At 63.1% G+C, this 17,471-nt stretch carries 14 protein-coding genes and 2 pseudogenes; 9 read left to right on the top strand and 7 right to left on the bottom strand.

The annotated features are described in order from the left end of the window. The 5 genes and pseudogenes from QM609_RS21985 to QM609_RS21965 form a co-directional block, all read right to left on the bottom strand. Positions 1-696 (bottom strand): annotated as a pseudogene (locus QM609_RS21985) (sensor histidine kinase); the annotation flags it as partial. Between the two features lie 26 nt (positions 697-722). Beyond that, a complete protein-coding gene (locus QM609_RS21980) occupies positions 723-1,403 on the bottom strand; it encodes a response regulator transcription factor (protein ID WP_003940916.1) in 681 nt (226 codons plus the stop codon). Positions 1,404-1,440: 37 nt separating this feature from the next. Beyond that, positions 1,441-2,007, bottom strand: a complete 567-nt coding sequence (locus QM609_RS21975; protein ID WP_003941034.1) for a PH domain-containing protein — start codon at positions 2,005-2,007, stop codon at positions 1,441-1,443. Between the two features lie 90 nt (positions 2,008-2,097). Continuing rightward, positions 2,098-2,673: an HdeD family acid-resistance protein gene (locus QM609_RS21970; RefSeq protein ID WP_003941007.1), complete on the bottom strand. Its 576-nt coding sequence runs from the start codon at positions 2,671-2,673 to the stop codon at positions 2,098-2,100. A gap of 118 nt (positions 2,674-2,791) precedes the next feature. Continuing rightward, complete coding sequence (locus tag QM609_RS21965; protein ID WP_003940755.1) at positions 2,792-3,646, bottom strand: biotin--[acetyl-CoA-carboxylase] ligase; 855 nt, start codon at positions 3,644-3,646, stop codon at positions 2,792-2,794. Positions 3,647-3,761: 115 nt separating this feature from the next. Between QM609_RS21965 and QM609_RS21960 the strand changes: the two genes are divergently transcribed. The 3 genes and pseudogenes from QM609_RS21960 (at position 3,762) to QM609_RS21950 (ending at position 6,387) form a co-directional block, all read left to right on the top strand. Next, complete coding sequence (locus tag QM609_RS21960) at positions 3,762-5,402, top strand: acyl-CoA carboxylase subunit beta (RefSeq protein WP_003940853.1); 1,641 nt, start codon at positions 3,762-3,764, stop codon at positions 5,400-5,402. Next, positions 5,399-5,740, top strand: coding sequence for an acyl-CoA carboxylase subunit epsilon (locus QM609_RS21955; RefSeq protein WP_007731147.1), 342 nt, complete (start codon positions 5,399-5,401; stop codon positions 5,738-5,740). Before QM609_RS21960 ends, QM609_RS21955 begins: the two co-directional genes overlap by 4 nt. 16 nt (positions 5,741-5,756) lie before the next feature. Next, positions 5,757-6,387 (top strand): annotated as a pseudogene (locus QM609_RS21950) (Maf family protein). A gap of 109 nt (positions 6,388-6,496) precedes the next feature. Here the strand turns inward: QM609_RS21950 and QM609_RS21945 are convergent. Both QM609_RS21945 and QM609_RS21940 read right to left on the bottom strand, forming a co-directional pair. Beyond that, positions 6,497-7,801 (bottom strand): HNH endonuclease signature motif containing protein, encoded by a 1,305-nt coding sequence (locus QM609_RS21945; protein WP_050654894.1) that lies wholly within the window; start codon positions 7,799-7,801, stop codon positions 6,497-6,499. Between the two features lie 61 nt (positions 7,802-7,862). Further along, positions 7,863-9,560, bottom strand: a complete 1,698-nt coding sequence (locus QM609_RS21940; RefSeq protein WP_050654893.1) for an MFS transporter — start codon at positions 9,558-9,560, stop codon at positions 7,863-7,865. Between the two features lie 150 nt (positions 9,561-9,710). Here QM609_RS21940 and QM609_RS21935 point away from each other — a divergent pair, with 150 nt between their 5' ends. From QM609_RS21935 to QM609_RS21910, 6 genes are all read left to right on the top strand, one after another. Beyond that, a complete protein-coding gene (locus tag QM609_RS21935) occupies positions 9,711-11,204 on the top strand; it encodes a condensation domain-containing protein (RefSeq protein ID WP_042449584.1) in 1,494 nt (497 codons plus the stop codon). Further along, positions 11,204-12,667 carry a condensation domain-containing protein gene (locus QM609_RS21930; protein ID WP_050654892.1) on the top strand — a complete coding sequence of 488 codons (1,464 nt, stop codon included), beginning with the start codon at positions 11,204-11,206 and terminating at the stop codon, positions 12,665-12,667. The genes QM609_RS21935 and QM609_RS21930 overlap by 1 nt, the downstream gene beginning before the upstream one ends. 118 nt (positions 12,668-12,785) lie before the next feature. Then, complete coding sequence (locus QM609_RS21925; protein WP_003940962.1) at positions 12,786-13,691, top strand: sulfurtransferase; 906 nt, start codon at positions 12,786-12,788, stop codon at positions 13,689-13,691. Next, positions 13,688-14,104: a SufE family protein gene (locus tag QM609_RS21920; RefSeq protein WP_003940804.1), complete on the top strand. Its 417-nt coding sequence runs from the start codon at positions 13,688-13,690 to the stop codon at positions 14,102-14,104. Before QM609_RS21925 ends, QM609_RS21920 begins: the two co-directional genes overlap by 4 nt. Before the next feature lie 4 nt (positions 14,105-14,108). Further along, positions 14,109-15,509 (top strand): condensation domain-containing protein, encoded by a 1,401-nt coding sequence (locus tag QM609_RS21915; RefSeq protein ID WP_003940858.1) that lies wholly within the window; start codon positions 14,109-14,111, stop codon positions 15,507-15,509. A 138-nt stretch (positions 15,510-15,647) separates the two neighbouring features. Then, a complete protein-coding gene (locus QM609_RS21910) occupies positions 15,648-17,444 on the top strand; it encodes an acetyl/propionyl/methylcrotonyl-CoA carboxylase subunit alpha (protein ID WP_030535031.1) in 1,797 nt (598 codons plus the stop codon). The last annotated feature ends 27 nt before the right edge of the window (positions 17,445-17,471 follow it).

Genomic DNA, 17,471 nt, shown 5'->3' with positions numbered 1-17,471 from the left:
GCGCAGCCGCACTGCAGTCAGTCGACTGCGCAGTTGATGCGAGACGTCCGCAACCAGCGCGCGCTCTCGTTGCAGCCGCACCGAAATCTCCACGGTTGCCGCATCGAGGACGTCGGACACGCGGTCGAGTTCGGGGATGTCGTGCCGACGAGGATCCGGCCGGAAGTCGCCTTCGGCGAGGCGCGCCGCCCGGTCGGCCACATCCTGCAGCGGATCGGCAAGCCGACGCGCAGTGACCACAGCAACCACGGTGCCTGCCGTGATGGACAGAAGCACGAGCACGCCGACAGCCATCACCGCCTGCTTCTGCTGGGTGCGCAGGTTCTCCGACGGCACCTCGAGACGCAACGAGCCGGACGTTCCCATCGCGAGCGATTCGACGAGTGCGTTCTTGACCGTCGCCTCACCGACGTCGACGCGTGCGGCGCCGTCGACGACGGTCGGATACACGACGACGAGGCGCCCGTCGTTCGGGGTGAGAACCTTGAGCGAATCGGTGTTCAACGCACCTTCGACGAGTCCGTTCGTCCCCTCTTGCGCGATGACCTCAGCGGCCATCCGGTCGAGGCGCACCCGGAGATCACTTCGCGTCACGTCCTCCACCCAGAGCCACGCCGTGTAGATCAGCGGAACCCCCAGCAGCAACGCCGTCATGATCACGACAGCGAGAATCGACTGCAATATGCGACGCCGCATGCCGGCAGTTCCTGATTCTCGAGAAGTTAGTCGGTGTTGATTCGGAAACCGACACCGCGGACGGTGGCAATCCTGCGTTCCACGGCGGGGCCCTCGTCGCCGATCTTGCGGCGCAGCCACGACATGTGCATGTCGAGCGTCTTCGATCCACGAAGCTCGACGTCGCCCCACACCTCACGAAGGATCGTATCGCGCGAGACCACTTCCCCGGCGTGCTCGAGGAGGACCCGCAGAAGCTCGTACTCCTTGTTGGCCAAGGCGATTTCGGAGCCGTTGACGAGTACGCGTCGTGCCGCGGGCTCGAGCCTGATGCCACCGACCTCGACGATCGTGTCCTCGCGGCCACCGTGGCGACGCAGGAGTGCTCGCACACGTGCCATCAACTCGGCGAGACGAAACGGCTTGCTGACGTAGTCGTCGGCGCCCGCGTCCAACCCGACCACGAAGTCGACTTCGTCGGTCCTGGCGGTCAACATCAGCACAGCGAGCGAGGTGCGATGCGCACGAATCTGTCGGCAGACCTCGAGGCCGTCCATGCCCGGAAGGCCGAGATCGAGAATCAACAGGTCGAAATCACCTTCGAGCGCCTGCTGCAACGCAGCGGGTCCGGTCGGTTCGACCGTCACCGAATACCCTTCACGCCCCAAGGCGCGGGAAAGGGGTGCAGCAATGGCCTCGTCGTCTTCGGCTAGCAATACGGCAGTCACACGAACAGACTACGGACAACACGCCTTTGCACGTTGATTACCAGCCATTTCGATCGTTCGGGTCGTCGTTTTCACCTGACGGCCACTGCGGTGCCTGCGAGGGTGGCTGCTGCATGGAATCGAAAACCTGGTGATACAGCAGGGCGTGAACGTGCTCGACGTCAGGAATGTCGTCGAACTCGAGCGGATCGTCACTGGCAGATGCGATGACCAGAGTTCCGGTCTTGAGCATTCGATCAATCAGGCCGTGACGGAACTGAACATTGCTGATCCGTCCCATGGGAATGTCGATACCCGTGTGCGTGAGCACTCCGTGGCGGATGAGCACTCGCCGATCGGTGACGATGAAATGCGTGAACTTCCAGACCGTGAACGGCGCAACCGATCGCCAGGCCACGACACCGAGCCAGATGATTCCGACGGCAATGGACGACACGGTGCGAGCCGTGCCGTCCAATCTCGTCTGTGCGAGGCCCAGCAAGAACCCGGCGACGGCCGTCGCAAGTACGAACGTCAGCGCCGGAAGCACCAACATCTTCCAATGAGGATGGCGATGCAGTATCAGTTCCTCGTCCTGAGCGAGGGCGTCTTCGGGATATCCCATGACGGGAAGTCTGCCACCCCGCACCGACTTTCAGGCATACCGACTTTCAGACACACCGACTTTCAGGCACACCCGTCTTCAGGGCAACGCTCAGGGCTGCGCGATCTTTCGCAGCACCAACGGGGTCACGACGATGATGATGCCGTACAGCACCATCCACACGCCGACCACGATGCGGAAGACGTCGAGCGAGAGTTCGGGCTGCAGAAGGACGATTGCACCCGCGACGATGCTGATGACTCCGAGCACGATCGACAGACCGCGATCGACGGTGTGCCCGGACGCCGCGTCGACCAGATCGAGAACGCCACGGAATACCCACCAGGCACCGATCACCAACGCGATCAGAACCACCGTCTGCAAAGGGCTACGGAGAACCAGGAATCCGAGGAGCACTGCCAACGCGCCGGAGATCGCGACAAGCGTGCGAGTTCCACCCGAAGCCGTCACGTCCGCGAACGAACGGATGATCTGAACGATTCCGAATCCGAACAGCTGGATCGCAATGACAACCGCGACCACGAACAGGGTGGCATCCGGCCACGCGAGTACCGCGATACCCAGGCCCAATGTGAGGACACCGAGCAGCACCGTCACGCCGGTGAGTACGCGGCGAGCGCTCTCGGCCGTCTCGGCTTCGGTCGGAACAACGATCGGTGTGGTCATGACGCCCCTAGGCAGCTCGGTAAATCCCGCAGTTGAGTGAAATGAAGGACGGACGGTTGGTTCGAAAACCGGTCCGGGCCAAAAATTAGCACTTTGGTGCCAGAAAATCCGGCAACGTTCACGATTCGGTGACCGGGGCGGCGCGAAGGTGCGTGATATCACCTGCTGCGACCGCAAAGGTCTCCCCATCTGTTCCCTCGATTTCGATGACGACGCGTCCGGAAGTGTCGACGTCGGTCGCGATACCGAACACCTCCTTGTCGCCCGGCAAGACCGCGCGGACTCGTTTGCCCAGCGTCCCGCAGCGCTGCCGGTATTCGGCAGCCAACACAGATGTATCCCATTTCGACGATTCCCAAGCACGGAATTGCGTCGCCAATTCACGGGCGATTGCGCGAACGAGAGTGTCGCGGTCGACAGTCGATGCTTCTTCGATCAGCAGTGACGTAGCGGTCGGGACGGGCAGCTCCTCGACGCCGAGGCTCACGTTCAGCCCGATCCCCACCACCACCGCGGGATCGGGCGCCGTCCTCGCCACCTCGGCCAGAATGCCGGCGACCTTCTTGTCACCGATGAGAACGTCGTTCGGCCACTTGAGTTCTGCGGGCACTTCGGCCACGTTGCGCAGCGCGTCGACGACCGCGATTCCCGACAGTAGCGGGAGCCAACCCATGTCCGCGAGATTCATTCCGGGCATCGACAGCAGAACCGACATCGAGATCTGCGCTTGCGGCGGGCTCACCCACGTGCGCGAATGACGGCCACGGGCACTCGCCTGATATTCGGCGATCAGAACGTGACGGTCGGCATCCGGATCTGCCGCTCGCGCAAGGAGATCCGCGTTCGTCGAACCGGTCTCCTCGACAACGTCGAGGCGGTTCCAGAAAACGCGCGCGTCGTCGTTGTCACTGCGCACGAGTGCGCGTCGTAGGGCATTGCCGTCGAGGGGCGGTCGGTTCAAGTCGGTCCACATAGCCCCAGCCTATGACGACGGCGAGAATGTACTGGTCAGTAGCTTGAGCCTGCAAGACAGCGACAATCGGACCTGCCTTCGAAGCCCCCCACGCACTCTCGTTAAGCTCACGTCCATGACCACTGTCCAAGAGCCGAACGCGCCGGAGGCGGCGGCCGCACCCGATATCCACACGACCGCGGGAAAGCTCGCGGACCTGCGGAATCGCCAAGCCCAGGCGCAGGCACCGAGCGGCGAAGCCGCCATCGACAAGGTGCACGCCAAAGGCAAGCTGACCGCCCGCGAGCGCATCACCGCCCTCCTCGACGAGGGCTCCTTCGTCGAACTCGACGCACTGGCACGGCACCGAAGTGTGAACTTCGGTCTCGCTGACAACCGCCCGGTCGGCGACGGCGTCGTCACCGGTTACGGCACCATCGACGGCCGCGACGTCTGTGTCTTCTCACAGGACGCCACCGTTTTCGGCGGATCGCTCGGCGAAATCTACGGTGAGAAGATCGTCAAGGTCATGGACCTCGCGATCCGCACCGGACGGCCCCTCGTCGGCATCAACGAAGGTGCAGGCGCGCGCATTCAGGAAGGCGTCGTCTCGCTCGGCCTCTACGGCGAGATCTTCCACCGCAACGTCCAGGCCTCGGGTGTCATCCCCCAGATCTCACTGATCATGGGACCCGCCGCCGGCGGCCACGTGTACTCCCCCGCACTGACCGACTTCGTCGTGATGGTCGACGAGACTTCCCAGATGTTCGTCACCGGCCCCGACGTCATCAAGACGGTCACCGGTGAAGACGTCACGATGGAAGACCTCGGTGGTGCTCGCACCCACATGGTCAAGTCCGGAGTCGCCCACTACGTCGCTTCCGGCGAGCAGGATGCCCTCGACTACGTCAAGGACCTGCTCAGCTACCTGCCGTCCAACAACCAGGCAGCAGCTCCCCGCGGCGAGATCACCGACCCCATCGTCGGTTCGATCGAAGACAGCCTGACCGCCGAGGACATCGAACTCGACACCCTCATCCCGGACTCGGCCAACCAGCCGTACGACATGCACGAGGTCATTCGTCGCATCCTCGACGACGACGAGTTCCTCGAGGTCCAGGCCGAGCGCGCGATGAACATCATCGTCGGTTTCGGTCGCGTCGACGGACGCTCGGTCGGCATCGTCGCCAACCAGCCCACCCAGTTCGCGGGCTGCCTCGACATCGACGCCTCGGAGAAGGCCGCTCGCTTCGTGCGTACCTGCGACGCGTTCAACGTCCCGATCATCACCCTCGTCGACGTTCCCGGTTTCCTCCCCGGAACCGAGCAGGAATACAACGGCATCATCCGTCGCGGCGCGAAGCTCCTCTACGCGTACGGCGAGGCAACGGTCGGCAAGATCACGGTCATCACCCGCAAGGCTTACGGCGGAGCGTACGACGTCATGGGCTCCAAGCACATGGGCGCCGATGTGAACCTGGCATGGCCGACCGCTCAGATCGCCGTCATGGGTGCATCCGGAGCAGTCGGATTCGTCTACCGCAAGCAGCTTCTCGAAGCCGCGAAGAACGGCGAAGACGTCGATGCACTGCGCCTCAAGCTGCAGAACGAGTACGAGGACACACTCGTCAACCCGTACGTCGCCGCTGAGCGCGGATACGTCGACGCTGTCATTCCTCCGTCGCACACCCGCGGACAAATCGTTTCCGCATTGCGACTGCTAGAGCGCAAGGCCGTTTCCCTTCCGCCCAAGAAGCATGGGAACATTCCCCTATGACCGCAACCACCGAGGACATTCTCAGCGAAGATGTCGCACTGGCGGAGACTGCACCGACCAACGGTGCGGTCGTCGAGGGAACCGCGACGGATGCTTCGCTCACGGAGCTGACCGAGACGTCGACCTCCGACGCGTCGGTCATCAAGATCGTCAAGGGTTCGCCCACGGACGTCGAGATCGCGGCACTGGTCAGCGTGCTTGCTGCGGCTGCCGGCAGCGGTCAAGCTCCCGAGTCGAACGTTCCCGCGGAGACCTGGGGCGATCCGACTCAGTTCCACCGCACGCGTGCGCCGTTCTCGCCGTACGCGTACCTGAACCCCGCGATCCGTCGCAGCTGACGATCACTCTGCTGACGTGACTCAACTGGTTCTAGCTTCAGCGTCCCCGGCTCGCCTCGCAGTTCTGCGGGCGGCCGGGGTTTCGCCGCTTGTGCGTGTCTCCGGCGTCGACGAGGACAAGATCGCCGACAACCTCGGACCCGACGCCGCCCCCGAAAAAGTCGTGACGGTGCTGGCGGAGGCCAAGGCCGCCGAAATCGTCCCCGGCCTCGCCGCCGACAATCTCACCGACGTAGTCGTTGTCGATGCTCCTGATCGACGGGCAACTTCAAGGCAAGCCGGGCAGCGTCGATATCGCCCGAAAGCGATGGGCCGCAATGGCCGGACGCAGCGCCACTCTCTTGACCGGGCACTGTGTCCTACGCGTCGCCGACGGCCGCATCGTCCGCATGGCCTCGGATCACAGCGCAACAGTGGTTCATTTCGCGCAACCGTCCACCGAGGATCTCGAGGCATACCTGGCAACGGGCGAGCCGCTCCAAGTCGCCGGAGCATTCACGCTCGACAGTCTCGGCGGCTGGTTCGTGGAGAGAATCGAGGGTGATCCCTCGAGTGTCATCGGTATCGGATTACCTTTAGTACGAACACTTCTCGAGCGTGTCGGGGTTTCCGTCTCGGATCTCTGGCGCACGCAGAGCATCTTCTGACGCGTTTTCTCCAAGCACGTTTTCTCTAAGCACCACTGACCAGCCCCGCATCGGGTCCATGCCGATGCGAAGCTGGTCGTTTTTGTTGTCACCGAAAAGGTTTGAACCTTCAGGTTTTGAAGGTGGTGTTGGCCGGCAGCGGGTGCTGCTGCGGGTCGATCGAGGGCGGCGGAATGAACCACGGCTTGTTGTCGACACCGATCCGAATCTCCCACTTCCCGACGAACCCGGATTTGCGGTGCATCAGCCGGTGATGTGAACGGCACAGCAGGACCAGGTTGTTCATCACCGTCGGGCCACCGTTGGCCCAGTGCCGGATATGGTGCGCATCAGTCCACGCCGGTACACACGTGCAGCCGGGGAACGCGCAGCCCTTGTCTCGGGCGATCAACGCCACTCGCTGCTCCGCGGTCACCAACCGTTTCCCGGGTTGCGCATCCAAGGGCGCGCCGTGATCGTCGAGCAGGACGGTGGAGAGGAAACAATCGCATCCGAGAAGTCGGGTCTGCGACACCGAGAGTGGCCCGAGCCAGGGCATGTGCCCGACATCGAGATCCGACAGAGACTCTTCACCATCAGCAGTGGAGGGTGTTGCGGCGCAGTCTCGATGCTCAGCGAGATCATGGGCGTTGATGTGCACGTTCACGTGTGGACGCTGACCACCATCGGTACCGGTCTTGGCGCAGTCCAGATAACGCCGGATCAGTTCGGTGAACCCGTCCGCGGTGCGTTTCGCCGCCGACCTGGCATCGGGAGTCCCGTCCGGTGCCGGGGTCGGCATCGTCAGATTCGACAACGCCGTCAGCAACATTTCCCCGGTGAGGGCGTCGAAATCCCCACTCACCACCACGCGACCATTGAGCGTCGAGGCGATGCGGAGCTCGTTCCGGTCGATGTCTTCGGCGGGTGGAATCTCATCCGATTCGAAGATTCGCTCCAAGGTCGCGATCACGTTCCGCACCTTCGTCGTCGTCGCCTCCACCCCCGACGCAGCAGCCAACAACAAATCGATGCACTTCGGGAGCGCCTCCTCCGGCATCCCCTTCGGTGGTGACTCACAGAACGCCACGATCAACACGGCATGATCGAACGAGCAATCCCCGCAATCGAAGCCTGCCGCCACCGCAGGAAACGGCCGCAAAGCTGCACCCAACGCGGCGATCTTCTTCCCGTCCCGAACCTGCAACATCGTGTTCGCCGCCAACCACGCACCCACCCCGCGGCTGGCAATCACCTGATCATCCGGGCGCAACGACAACTCGTCCACCACAGCCACTCGAACGGCTTCCAGGCGCAGAATCTCCGCACTCGCCTCGACAGCAGCAGCGCGCAACTCGGCAGCAGACAACTGCCACAGGCGTCCGCGTAACCCCACCGCAGAACCAGACACCACGTCCGACAACAAGACACCCATTGAATCCCCCGATCCCCTGCACACAGGGTACTCGAACACCCGTTCGAGTCAAGGGCAATTTTCAGACCGGCGAATTGACCCGCGGCAGAGCAGTCGACGCCAATCCGATACCGAGCGCAATTGCTGCGATGATCGCGAGCACACGGCGCTGCGCTTCGAGAAATGCTTCGCCGGCCGCCGCGCGAGTCGATGCGTACGCGGCATCAACTGCCACCTGAACGGATTGACCCCCGGCACCGGCGGAGCCGTCCCGGCGACATTCCGGCGCCACCTCCATCGGTGTTCCGGATGCCAATTGGCTTGTCGCGCAATCGACAAAGGCCTTTTCGGCGATGTCGATCAGGCCGGGACCAACGCCGGCAGCTTCAAGGTTCGCAACGTACTCGGGCCGCTCCCCCTGCACTGCTTGCGGAGCTTGCCCCGCGACGAGCGAGAAGAACACCACTCCGATCAAGGCCAGTCCGATGGAGCTGCCAACCTGCTGAACGGTAGGAAGCAGTCCCGACACCGAACCCGCGTGCGCGGGTTCGACCGTCGCAAGGATCGCGGTTTGCAGTGGTGCCACGAACAGTCCGAGACCTGCGCCACCGAGAAGCAGCGGACCGGCGAGCGCGAGCCAGCGTGGATCGGTTCCTTCGCGTTCGAGGATGATCGACAGCGCGATCAGCGAGCCGGCAAAGACGACCATCCCCAGGATCAGAACACGGTTTCCGAGCATCCGGTACACCGCCGATGAGAGAACCGCCGCCACGCCCATTCCGACGGCCCACGGCAGCGTCATGACGCCCGCTCGCAATGCGGAGAACCCGAAGCCGAACTGAAGGGTGAGACTGATGGTGAAGATCAAGGAAGTCAGGGTGCCGAAGAAAACGAACGCAAGAACCGCGCCGATTGTGAAGGCTCGGTCGCGGAAAAGCTCGAGACGAAGGACCGGATCGCCGCCTCGTTTCGCCAAACGCGATTCGTAGAGCACAAACGCCAATGCCACCGGCACCGACATCGCGAGCATTACGACAAGACCTGTGGGCCATCCGCGCGCCCTTCCCTCGGCCAGGGGAAGGATCAGCAGGAACAGCGCCAGTGATGACAGTGCGGCGCCGATGAGGTCCAGTGAGCGCACATGCTCAGCGCGAGCATCGACGAGATGGAAATATCCGAGAATCAAGGCGGCGATGCCGATCGGGATGTTGACGAAGAAGATCAGGCGCCAGCCCCAGTCGAACAGATTCCACTCGATCAGCAGCCCGCCGATCAGAGGCCCACTGACCGTTGCGAGCCCGATGGTCGCACCGTAGATCCCGAAGACTCGCGGATGCCTGGCCTTCGGAAACAGACCCGAGATGATGGCGAACGTCTGGGCGGACATCGAACCGGCCGCCAATCCTTGCAGACCCCGGAAGACGATCAACATCGTCGCGCTCTGCGCGAGCCCGCACAGCAACGAGGCAACCACGAATACGGACAGGGCGGTCAGAAAAACAACTCTACGGCCGAACAGGTCCCCCAGCCGCGCTGCAGTGATCAACGAACACGCGAAAGCCAGGATGTACACGCTGACCATGAGCAACTGCGCCGATACGCCTGCTTGAAGATCGACGGCGATACTCGGAAGCGCGACGTTGACGATGGTCGCGTCGAGCAATTGCATGAATGCCGCCGCCAGACTCGTCGCCAACCCGAGCCAGGGCGTCAGAGAACCAGCTCGCCGCCCGCCCTTGTGGTCGGCGCCGACAGCGTCACCTAAAGGGTCCGGAAGCACCGAATGATCCTAATCGAACACAACGCTTCTAGAACCTGTTCTTGTTTAGATTGTAGTATTTCGGACAATTCAGTCCCCCAGATGGGATAGTTCGTCGTCTGCCCATTTTCAGAGCAGGCTTCTCGACGACACACGCAGGAGTTCTACTCGATGGATCTGAACTTGATCACCCATTGGCACCCGCTTCCTGGGCGGGTAATCGAATGGGGCGTCACGCATGCTTCCGCTCAACGAGCCGCCGAAGCCGAGATCGACCGAGAACTACCCCCGACCACGATGCAGGATCGCCACCTGCGACGCGCCCGCGTCACCGCAGAGAAGGGCGATCCGCAGTCTCCGTGGATCGGTATCGCCTTCGATTTCGCAGGAACACTGGACCGCGACGCCATGACGCGAGCACTTCAGCGCTACATCCGTCGCCACGACACGCTGCACAGCTGGTTCTCGTTCGACGAAGCAACCACCGACGCTGCGGACACCTCGTTCGAGGTCCGTCGACACGTGGTGCCGGTCGAAAGCATCGAACTCGAGTACCGCGTCGGCGACGACGTCTCCGAATCCGAGGCGATCCGCGCGCTCGTCGCGACCAAGTTCGCCACCGAAACCAGCGCGCTGCAGTGGCCGGCCTTCGTGTTCGGTGCCGTCGAGCACCACCATGCCGACCTCGAAGCCGATCCGAGCTTCACCCTGTTCCATGCAGTCGACCACGCCCATTCGGACATGAACTCGATGGTGCTGATGTACGCAGAATTGCGTCAGCTCTACGCCGCGGAAACGACCGGATCGCATCCCGAGCTCGGGCCGGCCGGAAGTTACGCACAGTTCGGTCGCGTCGAACGCGAGCGAACAACCGAACTGACGATGCAGTCACCCGAAGTGCACCAGTGGCTCGGTTACCTCATGCGCAGCGGCGGCTCGTTCCCCGGATTTCCGCTCCCGCTCGGGGCCGAAGACGCGCCCAAACCGGCTATCGGTTCACGCTTCGACCTGGCCGACGACATCGAGTGCGAGAAGTTCGGTGCGGTTTGTAAAGCCAACGGCGCCAACTTCATCGGCGGAATGTTCACCGCGCTCGCGATTGCGGAATTCGAACTCGCCGGACGCGACAAGTACATCGCCCTCTCGCCGGTCAGCACACGAACCGAGGCCGACTCGTTTGCGCAGGGCTGGTACATCAACCTGATCCCGGTCGGCATCGACGTCGACGACAAGCGACGCTTCACCGAGTTGGCAAAGCTCGGGCAGCAGGGGTACCACGACGGCAAGGCACTCCTCGATGTCTCTGTGCAGCAGGTCATCGATCTGGTTCTGTCGAGCTTGGCCGAGTCGGATTCCGCACCCGGCGGACTGTCGAAGACGCTCACCCCGCCGCCGATCGTCTCGTACATCGACGGCCGACGCATGCCGGATCCATACAGTTACGCCGAGACGAAGGCAACGGGAATCGTCGGCGGCAAAGAGACTCAAATCGCGTCGATGTGGATCAACCGGATGCACACCGGAACCTGGATCGCCGTGTCTCACCCCGACACCCCCATTGCCCACGAATCGGCCACCCGCTTCGCCGAGCATGTCTCGAAGATCATCAAAACTGTTGCAGCTCAAGGCGACTACTCGTTCGTGGCACCAGAGGGAGTGGCCTGATGCATGTCACCTCGATCGATCGATACGGACTCGACCCCGGAATCGTCACCGAATGGTCGCTTCAGCCCGCGGACGGCGCCGTCACCGAGTCGGAAGTACCACCGTCGTACAACCAGCATTTTCACCTCGAGACTGCGCGAACACACGGCATGGGCCGGAGTGTGTGGATGGCAGCCGCATTCGACCTTCCCGGAGAACTGAATCGGCCTGCACTCGATCTCGCGCTGCGCCTGTTCATCAGTCGCCATGACACTCTGCACACAGGATTCGAGGTGGGCGAGTTCACCACCACCCGAATGGGACTCGATCCAGACGGCACACACATCGAGACTTCGGAACCTCTGAAATTCGATTCGACCGAAGACCTCCGAGCGCATCTCAAGAAGCGATTCACGACGGTATGCGATCCACTGACCTTCCCTGCATACACGTTTGCCACGGTCGAACGCGAAGAGCATTACACGGTCCTGAGCGCGTTCGATCACACACTCGTCGACGGCTACTCGTTGGTCATCGCTCTCGGGGAACTGCGACAGATCTACGAGGGACTGATCGCCCTACCCGACCTGACCGACCACGAGGCCGTCGACGCAGTGATGAGCCGACTGGGTGACCCGGGAAGTTTCGTGCGGTACTGCGAACTGGAGGCAGACGCTCTGCTTCCCGTCGACAACGACCCTCGAATCCGAGAGTGGGCAAGGTTCTACGAGATCTGCGGCGGCACATCACCGAGTTTCCCCTTGGATCTCGGCGTCGAGGGCGGAAAGCCCGCGCCGCAGGGCGCCGATGTGCGCGTGCTGCTCGACGAGGAATTGACTGCGACGTTCGACGAGATCTGCCTATCCGCCGGCGGTAGCGTGTTCACCGGAATCCTCACTGCGATGGGACTTTCCGTCCACTCGTACACCGGGCAGTCGACGCTTCCGCTGCAATTTCCGCTTCACATTCGCAAAGATCCGCGTTGGGCCGACGCGATCGGCTGGCTCACCACCAGCGCGCCGATCACGGTCCAGATCACTCCCGACGCGGATTTCGGTGCATCCCTTGCACATACGCACGCGTCGTTCCGAGTTGCGTTGACGCTCGAGGGCGTCACCATGGCCCAGGTTCGAGATGCTTTGGGCGACAAGATTCGACGCACGCGCACCGACGTCTTCATGGTGTCGTACATCGATTACCGCAAACTACCCGGCACAGACGATCATGATCTCCTCAACGCCCATCACATCAGCAATGTGACGGTCGCCGACGATGCCCAGTTCTGGATTTCGCGAACGAACCGTGGTCTCTCGCTGCGTTCACGCTTTCCCGACACCGAGACGGCAAACGACACCATGGTGAATTTCCTCACCGAACTCGACCGGATTCTGAGAGAGGTCTGCGCCCGGGGCGTGACGCCGATCGGAAGTGTCACCGAACAATTGAGAGATTCGAGCGTCGGAGCAGGAACACCGAGGATTTAGGGTCGGCAACGGGCACGAGCAGGCAGAACCTGCTTCCGGGCGTCTCACCTTGCGCACAGCGCATAGAATCGATCAAGTCCGTGTTCGAACCGAACGATTCGTCTTCAGGAGTACGCCCGTGCCCGTTGCCCCCGATCCCTCAACCGCGTTTGCCGAGTTCGCGCATCCCGACCGGTTGGTCTCGACGGAATGGCTCTCGGCGAATCTCGGTGCGCCGGGCCTCAAGGTTGTCGAATCCGACGAAGACGTGTTGTTGTACGACGTCGGCCACATCCCCGGAGCCGTGAAGATCGACTGGCATCTCGACCTCAACGATCCGGTCACCCGCGACTACATCGACGGTGCGAAGTTCGCAGAGTTGATGAACCGCAAGGGCATCGGCCGCGACGACACCGTGGTCATCTACGGCGACAAGAGCAACTGGTGGGCGGCCTACGCACTGTGGGTCTTCACTCTTTTCGGCCACGAGGACGTCCGTCTTCTCGACGGTGGCCGCGATGCGTGGATCGCCGAGAACCGCGACACCGCTTTCGACGTTCCCGACATCACGTCAACGGATTACCCGGTCGTCGAGCGCAACGACGCTCCCATTCGCGCATTCAAGGACGACGTTCTCGCGCACTTGGGCGACGGGCCGCTCATCGACGTGCGATCTCCGCAGGAGTACACCGGCGAGCGCACCCACATGCCCGACTACCCCGAAGAGGGTGCGTTGCGTGGTGGACACATTCCCAGCGCGCTCAGCATCCCGTGGGCGAAGGCAGCGGCACCGGACAGCCGCTTCCGCACCCGTACCGAACTCGGCGAGATCTACGGCGACCTGTCTGCCGACGACAACATCGTCGCGTACTGCCGCATCGGTGAGCGTTCCAGTCACACCTGGTTCGTGTTGACTCATCTTCTCGGCTACCCGAACGTTCGTAACTACGACGGTTCATGGACCGAGTGGGGCAATGCCGTGCGCGTCCCGATCGTCCAGGGCGAAGAGCCCGGAGCCGTTCCTTCCTCCGTATCGGCGTCATGAGCGCTCTTCCTTCGGCTCTGGCCGAGATCGTCGACGACTTCGCGGCCGTCGGCGCCTCGGACAAGCTCACCCTTCTTCTCGAGTTCAGCCGAGAGTTGCCGCCGTTGCCGGCGGAGCTCGAGCAGAGCGCGATGGAGCCGGTCCCCGAATGTCAGTCGCCGCTCTTCCTCTCGGTCGACGATTCGGATCGCGACAACGTCCGTCTGTACTTCAGCGCTCCCCCCGAGGCTCCCACGACGCGTGGTTTCGCATCGATCCTCGCGCAGGGGCTCGACGGCCACAGCGCCGACGAGATCCTCGGTGTACCCGACGACTTCTATTCGGCGCTCGGTCTCGCAGAAGCCGTGAGCCCGCTCCGTCTGCGCGGAATGTCGGCCATGCTCGCGCGCATCAAGCGGCACTTGCGGGGCTGAAAACATGGAGTTCACCGAACTGGCCGACTATGCGATTCCGGCCGGCGCACTCGTCGAATGGTTGCCGTGCGCAACCGGGCCCTGGGTTCCGGATCCGCGGCCCGTCTCCTACATTCACGAGGCACATCTCAACCGTTCCGCTGCAGGCGCAGGCGACAAGTCTTGGCTGGGAACAGCTTTCGAGATTTCCGGCCCGCTCGACGTCGATGCGTTCCGAGTCGCTCTCGGCCGGTGGATCGACCGTCACGAAGTTCTGCGCTCGCATACCGTCCTCGAGCCCTCGAGCGGCGAGATCACCCGGCACACGGTCCCGCTCGGCGGAATCGACATCGGGGTCGTCAGCCACGGCTACGACGCGTCCAGCCAGGACAACTTCGACCACCTTCACCGCCTGTTCGACGATTACGCGTCCCCGCACAGTTGGCCGTCGTACGTCTTCGCGACGTTGACGCCCCGCGGTGGCGACGGTCCGTTCACCGTGTTCTTCGCGGCGGACCACTCGATCATCGACGGGTTCTCGATCGTGCTGGTCGCTCACGAGATCGCAGCTCTGTACCGCGAGGCCTCGACCGGTAGTGCTGCAAATCTGTTTCCGGTGGGCAGCTACGTCGATTTCGGTGCCGTCGAACGCGAGCAGATGGCCGACATGGAAGCCGAGAAGGCTGCGGTCGAGATCTGGCGAAAGGCTCTCGGCACGGACGGTCTACCCCAGTTCCCGCTACCGATCGGTGACCGTGGAACCGATTCTCAGAACGGCCTGTCGACCTGGCTGCTCGACGCCGACCAGTCCAAGGCCTTCAGTTCGACGTGTGCAGCCACCGGCGTGGGGTACTTCGCCGGCCTTCTCGGCGGACTTGCCGCTGTAGGTCGCGAAGTCGCGGGATCCGATCGATTCGAGGTCGTGACGCCGGTTCACACCCGCAGCGCTCAGGAGTGGGCGGGCGCGCTCGGCTGGTTCGTCGGACTGTGCCCGGTCGAGTTCGCCGTTGGATCGGACTGTTCGTTCGGCGACCTCGCGACACGCGCCGCCGAATCCATCGCTTCGGTCAAGCCTGCCGCAGCTGTCCCGTTCGATCGGATCGGTGAGCACCTCGAAACCCCGATCCGACCGCGATTCGTCGTGTCCTACATGGACGTTCGCTTCGTGCCCGAAGCCGCACAGTGGCCCGAATGGAACGCCAGAGCACTTCGAAGCAAGGCATATACGCACGACGTCTACATCTGGATCAACCGCACACCCCAGGGACTCAACCTCGCGGTCAGGTACCCAGGCAACGAGACGGCGAACGCCGCGGTTCACGCCTACGTGGCCGCACTGCGCCGGACCATCGAAGAAATCGTCACCGAACCGGACGCCGCCACCTCCGACAGCTACTCATCGGTAGTTTTCGAAACCGTTTCCTAAGCCGGAGTGGGCTTTAGCGATCCGGTTACAACCAGCGCCGAAGCGATGCATACACTCCGAAGTGATGCCAATCCCCCGATGGTGAAATCCCAGAGGAATACACCGCGGAGACAGACTATGCGAACCACAGGAGGCTCAGTGCCCAGTCATGCCAGCGCGCACATTACGAAGGTGCTTGTCGCGAACCGCGGTGAAATCGCGGTACGGGTCATCCGGGCGGCCAAGGATGCCGGCTACGGCAGCGTTGCCGTTTACGCCGAGCCCGATGCAGACGCGCAGTTCGTGAAGCTCGCAGACGAGGCATTTGCCCTCGGTGGACAGACGTCCGCCGAGTCCTACCTCGTGTTCGACAAGATCCTCGACGCAGCCAAGAAGTCCGGCGCCGACGCCATCCACCCCGGCTACGGTTTCCTCTCCGAGAACGCCGACTTCGCCCAGGCCGTCATCGACGCGAACCTCATCTGGATCGGTCCGTCACCGCAGTCCATCCGCGACCTCGGCGACAAGGTCACGGCACGCCATATCGCAGAACGCGCGAAGGCGCCGATGGCAGCAGGCACCAAGGATCCCGTCAAGGGCGCCGACGAGGTCGTCGCATTCGCCAAGGAATACGGCGTCCCGGTTGCGATCAAGGCTGCCTTCGGTGGCGGTGGACGCGGCATGAAGGTCGCCCAGACCATCGAGGAAATCCCCGAGCTGTTCGAGTCGGCCACCCGTGAGGCCATCGCAGCCTTCGGTCGCGGCGAGTGCTTCGTCGAGCAGTACCTGGACAAGGCCCGCCACGTCGAGGCTCAGGTCATCGCCGACCAGCACGGCAACGTCGTCGTCGCCGGTACCCGCGACTGCTCGCTGCAGCGTCGCTTCCAGAAACTCGTCGAAGAGGCTCCCGCTCCCTTCCTGACGGACGACCAGCGCGCACGCATCCACGCATCCGCCAAGGCCATCTGCAAGGAAGCCGGCTACTACGGCGCCGGAACGGTCGAATACCTGGTTCAGGGCGACACCATCTCCTTCCTCGAGGTCAACACCCGCCTGCAGGTCGAGCACCCCGTCACGGAAGAGACCGCGGGCATCGACCTCGTGCGTCAGCAGTTCCTCATCGCCAACGGCGAAGAACTCTCCATCAAGGAAGATCCCACCCCGCGTGGACACTCCTTCGAGTTCCGCATCAACGGCGAAGACGCCGGCCGCGGCTTCATGCCTGCCCCCGGCCCGGTCTCCGTCTACCGTGAGCCCACGGGCCCCGGCGTTCGCGTCGATTCCGGTGTCGTTGCCGGCGACGTCATCGGCGGACAGTTCGACTCCATGCTCGCCAAGCTCATCGTCACCGGCGCCACCCGCGAAGAAGCCCTCCAGCGGGCATCGCGCGCTCTGGCCGAGTTCGAGATCGACGGCCTCGCGACCGTTCTCCCGTTCCACCGCCACATCGTCGAGAACCCGGCGTTCATCGGTGACGGCGAGAAGTTCGACATCTACACCAAGTGGATCGAAACCGACTGGGTCAACCCCATCGAGCCGTACGCAGGCGCCGGTGCTCCCGTAGACGACGAGGACGAGGCTCTGCCGCGTCAGAACGTCGTCGTCGAGGTCGGTGGACGTCGCGTCGAGGTTTCCCTCCCGGGCCAGTTCTCGCTCGGCAACGGCGGCGGCGCTGCCTCCGGTGCGATCCGCAAGAAGCCGAAGGCGCGCAAGCGCGGCGGCGCCGGCGGAGGTGCAGCATCGGGTGACGCTGTCACGGCTCCGATGCAGGGCACCGTCGTCAAGGTTGCAGTGACCGAAGGCCAGGAAGTCGCAGAAGGCGATTTGATCGCCGTTCTCGAAGCCATGAAGATGGAAAACCCCGTCAACGCGCACAAGGCCGGTGTCGTCACCGGACTGTCCGTCGAGCCGGGTGCAGCAATCACGCAGGGAACGGTTCTCGCAGAACTGAAGTAGGGCCTCCGGCCCCGTGCGCCTTTCCGG

Origin of the sequence: Rhodococcus sp. IEGM 1302 (assembly GCF_030056935.1) — a bacterium.
GTDB lineage: Bacteria > Actinomycetota > Actinomycetes > Mycobacteriales > Mycobacteriaceae > Rhodococcus_F > Rhodococcus_F qingshengii.
This window is presented reverse-complemented; position numbering and strand designations above follow the sequence as displayed.